The organism is Pseudescherichia sp. L3 (genome assembly GCF_024656065.1).
In the GTDB taxonomy this organism is placed as follows: domain Bacteria; phylum Pseudomonadota; class Gammaproteobacteria; order Enterobacterales; family Enterobacteriaceae; genus Pseudescherichia.
Map to the genome: position 1 here is coordinate 361110 of NZ_JANKYC010000004.1, position 13304 is coordinate 374413.

Genomic DNA, 13304 nt, shown 5'->3' on the forward strand with positions numbered 1-13304 from the left:
GAACGGTGCGAAAACGCCGGGCTTAGCCCGCCATCTGTTTTTCGCGGATTTCAGCCAGTGTTTTGCAGTCAATGCACAGGTCGGCTGTCGGACGTGCTTCCAGACGACGAATGCCAATCTCAACACCGCAGGATTCGCAGAAGCCAAAATCTTCGTCTTCTACTTTCTTCAGCGTCTTCTCGATCTTTTTAATCAGTTTACGCTCGCGGTCACGGTTACGCAGTTCGAGGCTGAACTCCTCTTCCTGGGCGGCTCTGTCAACCGGATCCGGGAAGTTAGCAGCTTCATCCTGCATATGGGTGACGGTGCGATCGACTTCATCCCTGAGTTGATTACGCCACGCTTCAAGAATACGCTTGAAGTGCGCCAGCTGGGCTTCGTTCATATACTCTTCGCCCGGCTTCTCCTGATACGGCTCCACGCCAGCAATGGCGAGAATACTCAGGGACGATGTTTTACGGTTTTGCCCTTCTTGCATGTTGCTTCTCCTTAACACGCACTATCGATCCCCGTGTTCGGGGGAAAAATCAGGCCGCTATAAATAGCAGATGCTTTTCCGGATAGCAATTATCTAAACGTAACACTTGACAACCCTGTGAGGAAAAGCGTATTTGCGCACGTAGACCAGAATGCTATCTGGCTGGTCGCCGATCCTTAGCTTTCATAAGGTAAGGGCGATCTAAGACTTATCTCTTCGGCAGAAAGTTCCGCTTTGTAAACCAGAATTTCTACCCCCTGCCGCTGCGCTTCTTCTAAAAGCTGGGCGTATTTTGCATCAATATGGCGCGCCGGCGAGAAACGTTCAATGGCGGAGTGCAATACGGTAAACAGCATCACCGCCCGATCCCCACTGGCCGCCACGCTCATTAACTCCCGCAGATGCTTCTGGCCGCGAAGAGTCACTGCATCGGGAAAATAGCCGTATCCCTTGTCGGCAAGCGTGACCGATTTCACTTCAATATAGCAGTTGCGGCGAGCCTCCGCCTGCAACATAAAGTCTATTCTGCTATTTTCGGAGCCGTATTTTACTTCACTTTTCAGCACGCTATAGCCCTGCAGCTCAGGGATAACACCGGAAAGAATCGCCTCTTTGGCCAGCGTGTTGGCCCGTAATGTGTTGATACAAATAAACGTGCCGTTTTGCGTCTGGGTGATCTCCCAAGTGTGCGGATACTTACGCTTGGCATTGTCGGAGGTAGAGTACCAGACGGTGTCGCCGGGCGTGGCGCAGCCGGTCATCGCCCCGGTATTAGGACAGTGCAGCGTCAGGGCCGTGCCGTCCGGGGTAATCACATCCGCCAGAAAACGCTTGTAGCGCTGCACCAGGGTAGCAGGCTGTAACGGGGGGGAGAACTGCATCAGAACCTCTTATTCAGCAAGCTGCCAGCGTTCCAGCGGCGTATAGCGGGTGCGCCCTCGGGAAAACTGCGACTCATACAGCACAAATTCGTTAACGGGAAAGGACCAGCTAAACCCCGGCGGCGGAATAGCCACCGCGTGGCTGGCGTTGCGCAGCAGCGTAACGTGAGGATGAAACGGCTGTGGGCTTTGGTAGCAGCCGCTGCGGGCAGCCTGGGCGCGCAGCAGGTTGGCCAGCTGCAGCAGGCCGCGCGGCGGCTGGCGCGTGCCGAGCCAGACCACCCGCGAGCGCAGCCACTGTCCGGCATCGTCCAGGGTCAGGGTAAAGCCAGGCTGGCGGATGCGTCCGGCAAGCTGGCTCAGCGCACGCTGCTTCTCTGCGCCTACCTCACCGAGAAACGCCAGCGTCACGTGAAGATTCGCCGCCTCAACAGGACGTCCGGCCTCCGGGGCAAAGTGGGCCGCCCGCCAGTGAATAATCTGCTGCTGGATCTCGTCGGGCAGCGCAACGGCGAAAAACAGCTTTTTTGGCTCAGACATAAGCGATACTCGGTAATGAATTACGGCGATGCTACAATGCTCGCCGTTGAAATGAAAGTTAACCCCCTGGAGCCATGCGTGTCTTCTCTGCCCGTCGCTGCCGTACTGCCCGAACTGCTCTCTGCGCTTGCCCACGCGCCACAGGTCCTGCTCAACGCCCCCACCGGCGCGGGTAAATCAACCTGGCTGCCGCTGCAAATTCTTGCCGAGGGTAATATCGCCGGGCGCATTTTGCTGCTGGAGCCGCGTCGTTTGGCGGCACGCAACGTTGCCCAGCGGCTGGCGGAGCTGCTGGGGGAGAAGCCCGGCGAGAAGGTAGGCTACCGGATGCGCGGTGAAACCTGCGTGGGTGCAGCGACGCGTCTGGAGGTCGTGACCGAGGGGATCCTGACCCGCATGATCCAGCGCGATCCCGAGCTCGCCGGGGTTGGCCTGGTGATCCTCGATGAGTTCCACGAGCGCAGCCTGGAGGCCGATCTGGCTCTGGCCCTGCTGCTGGACGTGCAGCAGGGGCTGCGAGACGATCTCAAGCTCCTTATTATGTCGGCGACGCTGGATAACGACCGTCTCCAGCGACTGCTGCCGGACGCGCCGGTTGTCGCCTCGGAAGGGCGCGCGTACCCTGTGGATCGTCGTTACCAGCCGCTGCCCAGCCACGTCCGCTTTGACGAGGCCGTTGCCACGGCGACCGCCGAGCTGTTACGGGCCGAGCGCGGCTCGCTGCTGCTTTTCCTGCCCGGCGTCGGTGAGATCCAGCGGGTACAGGATCAGCTGGCCCAGCGCGTCGGCAGCGACGTGCTGCTCTGTCCGCTCTACGGCGCGCTGCCCCTGAGCGAGCAGCGCAAGGCGATCCTGCCCGCGCCGGAAGGATCCCGTAAAGTGGTGCTGGCCACCAACATCGCCGAGACCAGTTTGACCATCGAGGGGATCCGGCTGGTCATCGACAGCGCCCAGGAGCGAGTGGCCCGCTTCGACGCCCGCACCGGGTTGACGCGGCTGGTGACCCAGCGGGTGAGCCAGGCCTCAATGACCCAGCGTGCCGGACGTGCCGGACGGCTGGAGCCGGGCATCTGCCTGCACCTGCTGGCGAAAGAGCAGGCGGAGCGGGCAACGGCCCAGAGCGAGCCGGAGATCCTGCAAAGCGATCTCAGCGCCATGTTGCTGGAGCTGGTGCTGTGGGGCTGTCGCGATCCGGCCCAGCTCTGCTGGCTGGACATGCCGCCAGCGGTGAACCTGGCGGCGGCTGAGACCCTGCTGGTGCAGCTCGGGGCGTTGGAAAACCGGCAACTGACGGCGCGCGGGCAGAAGATGGCGAGGCTGGGCGTAACGCCGCGCCTCTCGGCTATGCTGGTGAGTGCCGAGACCGCTGACGAGGCGGCCACGGCGGCGAAGCTTGCTGCTATTCTGGAGGAGCCTCCGCGCGGCGGCAGTATCGATCTCGGGGTGGCCTTCTCCCGCAGCCAGCCGCACTGGCAGCGGCGCAGCCGTCAGCTGCTTAAGCGGTTGAACAGTGGGGAGGGCAGGGAAGATAGCGATCTGATCCCAACCCTGCTGGCACGTGGCTTTGCCGACCGCATTGCCCGTCGGCGCGGTCAGGAGGGGCGCTACCAGCTGGCGAACGGCATGGGGGCGATGCTCGACGTAGACGACGCTATGGGCCGCCACGAGTGGCTGATTGCGCCGCTGCTGCTCCAGGGCAGCCAGCAGCCGGACGCGCGCATTTTACAGGCGGTGTCGGTCAATATTGAGTCACTTATCACCGCCGCGCCGTGGCTGCTGCACAACGCCGATACCGTGGAGTGGGACGACGCCCACGGCACGCTGAAAGCGCTGCGCCGTAGCCAGATAGGCCAGCTGACGGTGAGCGTCAGGCCGCTGGCGAAACCGTCAGAGACGGAGCTGCACCAGGCGATGCTGAACGGCATTCGCGATAAGGGACTCCAGGTACTGAACTGGACCCCGGCGGCGGAGCAGCTGCGCCTGCGCCTCCACTGTGCGGCACAGTGGCTGCCAGAATATGCGTGGCCCGCGGTGGATGATGCCTCGCTTTTAGCGACGCTTGAGCTATGGTTACTTCCCGATATGCAGGGCGTTCACTCCCTGCGGGCGCTGAAAGCGCTGGATTTGATCCACGCGCTCAACCATTTACTGCCGTGGCCGCTGCGTCAACGGCTGGATAGTGCGCTGCCTGGGCATTACACTGTGCCGACGGGAAGCCAGATTGCCATCCGCTACCATGCAGAGAATCCGCCGGTGCTGGCGGTGCGGATGCAGGAGATGTTTGGCGAGGCCGCCACGCCGGTTATTGCCGAGGGGCGGATGCCGCTGGTGCTGGAGCTGCTCTCACCGGCGCAGCGCCCGCTACAGATCACGCGCGATCTCAGCGCGTTCTGGGCAGGTGCTTACCGTGAAGTGCAAAAAGAGATGAAGGGGCGCTACCCGAAGCATGTCTGGCCGGACGATCCGGCGAATACCGCGCCGACAAGGCGGGTTAAAAAATATTCGTAAATTAGCGAAAGCGAAATTGAGAGATTTCTTCTTCTGCCCTCCGGTAGAAGAAAAGAGAATCGGGCCCTTGCGCCTGAAATAATGTAGCGGAGAGTAAGCATGGCGGGGAATGACCGCGAACCTATTGGACGTAAAGGCAGACCTGCGCGTCCGGTAAAAGAGAAGGTAAGCCGTCGTCGTCTCAGAGATGAAGAGATGGACGATGCGTATGATGATGAGGACGACGCACCTGCGCCGCGCCGTGGTAAAGGCGGCGGTAGCGGCAGTGGCAAAGGAAAAGGCGGCAAACGTAAGCGCGGCTGGTTCTGGCTGCTGGTGAAGATCTTTATCGTTCTGCTGGTGCTGTTTGCGATTTACGGCCTCTATCTCGATCAGAAGATCCGCAGCCGCATCGACGGCAAAGTCTGGCAGCTGCCGGCGGCGGTGTATGGCCGGATGGTCAACCTCGAACCCGAGATGCCGATCAGCAAGAACGAGATGGTGAAGCTGCTGGAGGCAACCCAGTACCGCAAGGTGACGGCGATGACCCGTCCCGGCGAGTTTACCGTGCAGGCCAACAGCATCGAGATGATCCGTCGTCCGTTTGACTTCCCCGACAGTAAAGAGGGGCAGGTCCGCGCTCGACTGACGTTCAGCGATAACCACCTGGATACCATCGAGAATATGGAGAACAACCGCCAGTTCGGTTTCTTCCGTCTCGATCCGCGCCTGATCACTATGCTCTCCTCGCCGAACGGCGAGCAGCGTCTGTTCGTGGCGCGTAACGGTTTCCCGGATCTGCTGGTGGATACCCTGCTGGCGACCGAAGACCGTCACTTCTATGAGCATGATGGGATCAGCTTCTTCTCCATCGGGCGTGCGGTACTGGCGAACCTGACGGCGGGACGCACGGTGCAGGGGGCGAGTACCCTGACCCAGCAGCTGGTGAAAAACCTGTTCCTCTCCAGCGAGCGCTCCTACTGGCGTAAGGCGAACGAAGCCTATATGGCGCTGATCGTCGATGCCCGCTACAGCAAGGATCGTATTCTTGAGCTGTATATGAACGAGGTCTACCTCGGTCAGAGCGGCGATAACGAAATCCGCGGCTTCCCGCTGGCGAGTCTTTACTACTTTGGCCGTCCGGTAGAGGAGCTGAGCCTTGACCAGCAGGCGCTGCTGGTGGGCATGGTGAAAGGCGCTTCGATCTACAACCCGTGGCGTAATCCGAAGCTGGCGCTGGAGCGACGTAACCTTGTGCTGCGCCTGCTGCAGGAGCAGAAGGTCATCGACCAGGAGCTGTACGATATGCTCAGCGCCCGGCCGCTCGGGGTGCAGAAGCGTGGCGGGGTGATCTCACCGCAGCCGGCGTTTATGCAGATGGTGCGCCAGGAGCTGCAAGCGAAGCTGGGGGATAAAGTTAAGGATCTCTCCGGCGTGAAGATCTTTACTACCTTTGACTCGGTAGCGCAGGACGCAGCGGAGAAAGCCGCCGTGGAAGGTATTCCGGCCCTGATCAAGCAGCGTAAGCTGAGCGATCTGGAGACGGCGATGGTGGTCGTTGACCGCTTCAGCGGCGAAGTTCGCGCCATGGTGGGCGGGGCGACGCCGCAGTTTGCGGGCTACAACCGTGCCATGCAGGCGCGGCGCTCCATCGGCTCGCTGGCAAAACCGGCCACCTATCTCACCGCGCTAAGTCAGCCGAACCAGTATCGTCTGAACACGTGGATTGCCGATGCGCCGATCTCTCTGCCTCAGCCTAACGGCAAGGTATGGTCTCCGCAGAACGATGACCACCGCTTTAGCGGCCAGGTGATGCTGGTAGATGCGTTGACCCGCTCAATGAACGTCCCGACGGTAAACCTCGGGATGGCGCTGGGCCTGCCAGCGGTGACCGACACCTGGACCAAGCTGGGCGTGCCGAAAGATCAGCTGCATCCGGTTCCGGCAATGCTGCTGGGGGCACTGAACCTGACCCCGGTTGAGGTGGCGCAGGCGTTCCAGACCATCGCCAGCGGCGGTAACCGTGCGACGCTTTCCGCGCTGCGCTCGGTGATCGCAGAAGACGGCACGGTGCTCTACCAGAGCTTCCCGCAGGCAGAGCGTGCGGTGCCTGCTCAGGCGGCATACATGACCCTGTGGACTATGCAGCAGGTTATCCAGCGCGGCACCGGCCGACAGCTGGGGGCGAAGTATCCGGGCCTGCATCTGGCGGGGAAAACCGGGACCACCAACAACAACGTCGATACCTGGTTCGCCGGGATCGACGGCCGTGAGGTGACCATTACCTGGGTAGGACGCGATAACAACCAGCCGACCAAGCTGTACGGTGCTAGCGGGGCGATGGCAATCTACCAGCGCTATCTGGCGAACCAGTCGCCGATCCCGCTGGATCTGACTCCGCCGGAGGATATCGTCAACATGGGCGTGGACGAGGGCGGTAACTTCCTCTGCGGTGGTGGTGTGCGCTCGCTGCCGGTGTGGACATCGAATCCGGATGCCCTGTGCCAGCAGAGCGAGATGCTGCTCCAGCAGCAACAGCAACAGCAGAGCGGTAATCCGTTTGAGCAGTCGTCACCGCAGCCGCAACAGCAGCCTCAGCAGCAGCAACAACAACAGCCGCAGCAGCAGGAGAAGAGCGACGGCGTTGCGGGCTGGATCAAAGATATGTTTGGTAACTAAGTTGCCTTAAGAGTAAATAGCGCCGGGCGGCGCTCCGCTTGCCCGGCCTACACCTGTTCAGTTTTAACCTCATTTAACCCCTCTGTAACACCCTGTTATCCGTCTGGTTATTCCTTAATCCCTTAATTGTCGTAGGGGCGCATAACTCTTGCTATCTCCGCGGAGCCTGGCATATTATGCTGCGGTCATAATAATAATTATCGTTTACGTTATCATTCCATTATCCAGAGAGAAGCACCATGGCGCGTTCTGAAACTGCTCAGCCGGTCAACCTTTCGCTGCGTAAAATTGCCGTGGTCGTTGCCACTGCGGTAGGCAGCATCTCCTTTGCCGCACAGGCAGCTCCAAAAGAAGATACCATCACCGTTACCACTGCTGCCGCTGAGCAGGAGAGTGCCTGGGGCCCGGCACCGACCATCGCCGCCAAGCGCACGGCAACGGCGACCAAAACCGATACCCCAATCGAGAAAACGCCGCAGTCTATCTCGGTGGTCACCCGTGAAGAGATGGATATGAAGGATCCCTCCACGGTGAAAGAGGCGCTGAACTATACGCCGGGCGTATTCGCTACCCGCGGCAGCTCAGAAACTCTCGATGTGATCTCCATCCGTGGTTTCACCGCCTCGACCGGCGCGAACACCAACCAGTATCTCGACGGCTTGAAACTTCAGGGGGATAACTACTCTGAATCCTCCATGGATCCCTACTTCCTTGAGCGTATCGAACTGATGCGCGGCCCGACCTCGGTGCTCTACGGTAAGAGCAACCCTGGCGGCATCGTCTCTATGGTCAGCAAGCGTCCGACTACCGAGCCGCTGAAAGAGGTTGAGTTCCAGATGGGGACCGATAACCTCTACCAGACCGGCTTCGACTTCAGCGATGCCATCGACGATGACGGCGTGTTCTCCTACCGCCTTACCGGCCTGGGCCGCAGTGAAGATGCCCAGCAGACCATGGTTAAATCGACCCGCTATGCCATCGCGCCCGCCTTTAGCTGGCGTCCGGATGATAAAACCGACTTCACCTTCCTGAGCAACTTCCAGAGCGATCCGGATGCGGGCTACTACGGTTGGCTGCCGCGCGTGGGCACCGTGGTGCCGTACACCGACGCCAACGGTAAATCCCATAAGCTGGATACCGACTTCAACGAAGGCGAGCAGGACAACCGCATGTCCCGCCGCCAGCAGCAGATTGGCTACAGCTTCGCGCACGCCTTCGACGACACCTTCACGGTGCGCCAGAACCTGCGCTATACCCGTCTGCACACGCTCTATACTTCGGTCTACGGCAACGGCTTTACGGCACCGACGCAAATCAACCGCGCCTTTGTTCGCTCCGATGAAGACCTGAACTCCTTCACCGTCGATACTCAGCTGCAGTCTGCCTTTGCCACCGGCGCGGTGGATCACACCCTGCTGACCGGGGTTGACTACCTGCGCATGCGCAACGACATCAACGCCGACTACGGCACGGCCAACCCGATAGACATGGTCAATCCGCAGTACGGCAACGCTAACGTCAACGTTAACTTCCCGTATGCGGTGATCAACCGTCAGGAACAGACCGGGCTGTACGCACAGGATCAGGCCGAGTGGAACCACTGGGTGCTGACCCTCGGCGGCCGCTACGACTTCGCGAAAACCTCGACCTATACCCGCTCCAGCGGCTCGCTGAGCGAGATCAACGACCAGCAATTCACCTGGCGCGGTGGGTTGAACTATGTGTTTGATAACGGCGTCGCGCCGTACTTTAGCTACAGCGAATCCTTTGAGCCGGTCTCCGGGTCAACGAAGCAGGGCAAACCGTTCGATCCGTCACGCGGCAAGCAGTATGAAGCGGGCGTGAAGTATGTGCCGAAAGAGTTGCCGGTCACCGTCACGGCGGCGGTATTCCAGCTGACCAAAGACAAAAACCTGACGGCAGATCCGTCTGATAGCGCCTTCAGCGTGCAGGGCGGAGAGATCCGCTCCCGCGGCTTTGAACTGGAAGCAAAAGCGGCGCTGACCAGCAATATAAACCTGACGGCGGCCTACAGCTACACCGATGCTGAGTACACCGACGATACGCTCTACGAGGGCAAACGTCCTGTAGAAGTGCCGCGTAACATGGCCTCCCTGTGGGCGGACTACACCTTCCACGAGACGGCGCTGAGCGGCCTGACGCTGGGCGCGGGCGCTCGCTACGTGGGCGATACCTCCAGCTTCTACACCACCGGTGAGAACGTCAACGGCACCTTCAACGTCGGCAGCTACACGCTGGTGGATGCGACGGTGAAATACGATCTGGCGCGCGTCGGCATGCCGGGCTCCTCCGTCGGCGTGAAGGTCAATAACCTGTTTAACCGGGAATACGTCTCCAGCTGCTACCGCGACTACGCGTGCTACTGGGGTGCCGATCGCCAGGTTGTGGCTACCGCCAGCTTCAGCTTCTAATCTCCTCCTCTCAGGGCACGGTTAATCGTGCCCTTTTTTATTGATAAGTTGGTCCCATGCAGGAAAACAATACGCTTCCCGATACCACCTTTCAGCTCTCTGATGTCTCCTTTCATGTGCCCGGACGCACGCTGCTGCATCCGCTATCGCTCACCTTTCCGGCAGGCAAGGTCACGGGGCTTATCGGCCACAACGGCTCGGGTAAATCAACGCTGTTGAAGATGCTGGGTCGTCATCAGCCGCCGTCCGAGGGCGATATTCTGCTGGACGGTCAGCCGCTGGCGAGCTGGAACAGCAAAGCCTTTGCCCGCCGGGTCGCCTATCTGCCGCAGCAGCTGCCGCAGGCGGAGGGGATGACGGTGCGCGAGCTGGTGGCGATAGGACGCTACCCATGGCACGGGGCGCTGGGACGTTTTGGCGTGGCCGACCGGGAGAAGGTAGAGGAGGCGATTAACCTTGTGGGACTGAAACCGCTGGCCCACCGGCTGGTGGATAGCCTCTCCGGCGGCGAGCGCCAGCGGGCGTGGATCGCCATGCTGGTGGCGCAGGATAGCCGCTGCCTGCTGCTGGATGAGCCGACCTCGGCGCTGGATATCGCCCATCAGGTGGATGTCCTGGCGCTGATCCACCGCCTGAGTCAGCAGCGTGGGCTGACGGTGATCGCCGTTCTCCACGATATCAATATGGCGGCGCGCTACTGCGACTACCTGGTGGCGCTGCGCGGCGGCGAGAAGATTGCCGAGGGGACGCCGGAATCGCTGATGCAGGCCCAGACCCTGGAGCAGATCTACGGCATTCCGATGGGCATCCTGCCCCACCCGGCAGGGGCGGCACCGGTGAGCTTTGTCTACTGATGGCGGGCTTAGCAATGATTAGCCGCCGCCGTCTGCTGACCGCGATGGCCCTCTCGCCGCTGCTGTGGCGGGCGGGAACCGCACGAGCAGCAACCATCGACATCAATCGCATCGTGGCGCTGGAGTGGCTGCCGGTAGAGCTGCTGCTGGCGATGGGCGTTGCCCCCTACGGCGTTGCCGACGTCAATAGTTACAACACCTGGGTCAACGAACCCAAGCTGCCCGCCTCGACAATCGATGTCGGTCTGCGCACCGAACCCAACCTTGAGCTGCTTACCCAGATGCAGCCCTCGTACCTGGTCTGGTCGGCAGGCTACGGCCCCTCGGCAGAGGTGCTGGCGCGGATTGCCCCCGGCCAGGGCTTCAACTTCAGCGACGGCAAGAAGCCGCTGACCATGGCGCGCAACTCGATGAATGAGATGGCCCAGCTGCTCAACCTTGAGTCCGCTGCCCGCACGCATCTCGATAGCTTCGATGCCTTTATCGCCGCCATGAAGCCGCGCTTTGCCCGCCGCGGCGACAGGCCGTTGCTGATGGTCACCCTGCTTGACGCGCAGCATATGCTGGTCTTTGCCTCGAACTGCCTGTTCCAGGAGACGCTGGATGAATTTGGGATCCGCAATGCCTGGCAGGGGGAAACTACCTTCTGGGGCAGCACCACGGTGAGCATTGACCGGCTGGCAGTCTATAAAGACGCAGACGTGATCTGCTTCGATCACGGCAACGAGCAGGATATGCAGCGCCTGATGGCAACCCCGCTGTGGCAGGCGATGCCGTTTGTCCGTGCAGGGCGCTTCCAGCGCGTGCCGGCGGTGTGGTTCTACGGAGCGACGCTGTCGGTGATGCACTTTGTCCGTGTTCTGGATAACGCCCTGGGAGGTAAAGCATGAGCAAGCGTATCGCGCCGCTTCCCGCGCTGCTGCTGGCGATCCTGTTTATCGCCGCCGCCTGGCTGACCTGGATGAACCTCTCCCAGGCGCTGCCGCGTAACCAATGGTCGCAGGCGATCTGGCACCCGGATGTGGATGCCATTACCCAGATGATTTTCCACTACAGCCTGCTTCCCCGGCTGGCGATCTCCCTGCTGGTTGGGGCCGGACTGGGGCTGGTGGGCGTGCTGTTCCAGCAGGTATTGCGTAACCCGCTGGCAGAGCCGACCACGCTGGGGGTCTCTACCGGTGCGCAGCTGGGCATTACCGTCACCACCCTGTGGGCGATCCCCGGCGTGGCGGCCTCGCAGTTTGCCGCCCTGCTTGGCGCCTGCGCCGTGGGCGCGCTGGTCTTTGGCGTTGCCTGGGGCAAACGCCTGTCGCCGGTGACGCTGATCCTCGCTGGGCTGGTGGTAAGCCTCTACTGCGGAGCGGTGAACCAGCTGCTGGTGCTTTTCCATCATGAGCAGCTGCAAAGCATGTTTATGTGGAGCACCGGCACCCTGACCCAGACCGACTGGAGTGGGGTAGAGCGCCTCTGGCCTCAGCTGCTGGGCGGGGCGATGCTGACCCTGCTGCTGCTGCGTCCGCTGACCCTGATGGGGCTGGACGACGGCGTAGCGCGTAACCTGGGCCTGGCGCTGTCGCTGGCCCGGCTGGGCGCGCTGCTGCTGGCGATTATCCTCAGCGCGCTGCTGGTTAACGCGGTGGGGATCATCGGCTTTATCGGCCTGTTCGCACCGCTGCTGGCGAAGATGCTGGGGGCGCGTCGGCTCCTCTCTCGTCTGCTGCTGGCTCCGCTGATCGGGGCGCTGATCCTCTGGCTTTCGGATCAGGTGATCCTCTGGCTGACCCGCGTCTGGATGGAGGTTTCCACCGGCTCGGTGACGGCCCTGATTGGCGCGCCGCTGCTGCTGTGGCTGCTGCCGCGCCTGAAGAGCATGAGCGCCCCGGAGATGAATGCCGGGGACAATGTTCCCACTGAGCGCCAGCACCTGCCGCGCTGGGCGCTGGGCGGCATCGTCGTACTGCTGCTGACGGTGATGGCGGCCCTGGCGCTGGGCCGCGATGCCCAGGGCTGGCACTGGGCCAGCGGTGAGATGCTGGATGCCCTGGCGCAGTGGCGTTGGCCGCGCATCATGGCGGCGCTGGTGGCAGGCGTGATGCTGGCAGTAGCGGGCTGCATTATTCAGCGCCTGACCGGCAACCCGATGGCCAGCCCGGAAGTGTTGGGGATCAGCTCCGGCGCGGCCTTTGGTATCGTGCTGATGCTCTTCTTTGTGCCGGGGAACGCCTTTGGCTGGCTGCTGCCAGCCGGGAGCCTCGGGGCGGCGGTGACCCTGCTGATTATCCTGATCGCGGCAGGGCGGGGCGGTTTCTCTCCGCACCGAATGCTGCTGGCCGGGATGGCGCTTAGCACCGCGTTCACCATGCTGCTGATGATGCTCCAGGCAAGCGGCGATCCGCGTATGGCGCAGATCCTCACCTGGATCTCCGGCTCGACCTATAGCGCCACCGGCGAGCAGGTGGTTCGCTCGGCCATCGTGATGGTGATCCTGCTGGCGCTCGTGCCGCTCTGCCGCCGCTGGCTAACCATTCTGCCGCTGGGCGGCGATACCGCCCGTTCGGTAGGGATGGCGCTGACGCCGTCGCGTATCGGACTCCTGCTGCTGGCTGCCTGCTTGACCGCCACGGCGACGATGACCATTGGCCCGCTGAGCTTTATCGGCCTGATGGCCCCGCACATTGCGCGGATGATGGGTTTCCGGCGGACAGTGCCGCACATGGTGATCTCGGGGTTGATCGGTGGGGTGATGCTGGTGTTTGCCGACTGGTGTGGACGGATGGTGATGTTCCCGTATCAGATCCCCGCCGGGCTGCTGTCGACCTTTATCGGCGCGCCGTACTTTATCTACCTTCTGCGTAAGCAGAGCCGATAGTTTTCCCCGGTGGCGCTACGCTTACCGGGGCTACAGAGTCCGTAGGCCGGGTCAGGCGAAGCCGCCACCCGGCAATTAACGGTA

The 13304-nt window shown here is 61.6% G+C and carries 9 protein-coding genes; 6 read left to right on the top strand and 3 right to left on the bottom strand.

Annotation, left to right across the window (positions count from 1 at the left end):
* Window positions 1–22: 22 nt before the first annotated feature.
* The 3 genes from dksA to thpR form a co-directional block, all read right to left on the bottom strand.
* Window positions 23–478, bottom strand: coding sequence for an RNA polymerase-binding protein DksA (gene dksA, locus NR795_RS19170; protein WP_007373199.1), 456 nt, complete (start codon window positions 476–478; stop codon window positions 23–25).
* A gap of 176 nt (window positions 479–654) precedes the next feature.
* Window positions 655–1359: a DNA/RNA nuclease SfsA gene (sfsA, locus tag NR795_RS19175; RefSeq protein WP_257759057.1), complete on the bottom strand. Its 705-nt coding sequence runs from the start codon at window positions 1357–1359 to the stop codon at window positions 655–657.
* A 9-nt stretch (window positions 1360–1368) separates the two neighbouring features.
* On the bottom strand, window positions 1369–1899 hold the full coding sequence (gene thpR, locus NR795_RS19180) for an RNA 2',3'-cyclic phosphodiesterase (RefSeq protein ID WP_257759058.1): 531 nt from the start codon (window positions 1897–1899) through the stop codon (window positions 1369–1371).
* Between the two features lie 78 nt (window positions 1900–1977).
* Between thpR and hrpB the strand changes: the two genes are divergently transcribed.
* The 6 genes from hrpB (at window position 1978) to fhuB (ending at window position 13220) form a co-directional block, all read left to right on the top strand.
* Entirely contained in the window at window positions 1978–4407 is a 2430-nt protein-coding gene (gene hrpB / locus NR795_RS19185) for an ATP-dependent helicase HrpB (RefSeq protein ID WP_257759060.1), read from the top strand.
* A gap of 99 nt (window positions 4408–4506) precedes the next feature.
* On the top strand, window positions 4507–7065 hold the full coding sequence (gene mrcB / locus NR795_RS19190; RefSeq protein ID WP_257759061.1) for a bifunctional glycosyl transferase/transpeptidase: 2559 nt from the start codon (window positions 4507–4509) through the stop codon (window positions 7063–7065).
* Window positions 7066–7304: 239 nt separating this feature from the next.
* The gene (fhuA, locus tag NR795_RS19195; protein WP_257759063.1) at window positions 7305–9497 is read left to right on the top strand and encodes a ferrichrome porin FhuA; all 2193 of its coding nucleotides are present in this window, start codon (window positions 7305–7307) and stop codon (window positions 9495–9497) included.
* A 56-nt stretch (window positions 9498–9553) separates the two neighbouring features.
* Window positions 9554–10351, top strand: coding sequence for a Fe3+-hydroxamate ABC transporter ATP-binding protein FhuC (gene fhuC, locus NR795_RS19200; protein WP_238083193.1), 798 nt, complete (start codon window positions 9554–9556; stop codon window positions 10349–10351).
* Window positions 10351–11241: a Fe(3+)-hydroxamate ABC transporter substrate-binding protein FhuD gene (gene fhuD / locus NR795_RS19205; protein ID WP_257759064.1), complete on the top strand. Its 891-nt coding sequence runs from the start codon at window positions 10351–10353 to the stop codon at window positions 11239–11241. Before fhuC ends, fhuD begins: the two co-directional genes overlap by 1 nt.
* The gene (gene fhuB, locus NR795_RS19210) at window positions 11238–13220 is read left to right on the top strand and encodes a Fe(3+)-hydroxamate ABC transporter permease FhuB (protein WP_257759065.1); all 1983 of its coding nucleotides are present in this window, start codon (window positions 11238–11240) and stop codon (window positions 13218–13220) included. Before fhuD ends, fhuB begins: the two co-directional genes overlap by 4 nt.
* The last annotated feature ends 84 nt before the right edge of the window (window positions 13221–13304 follow it).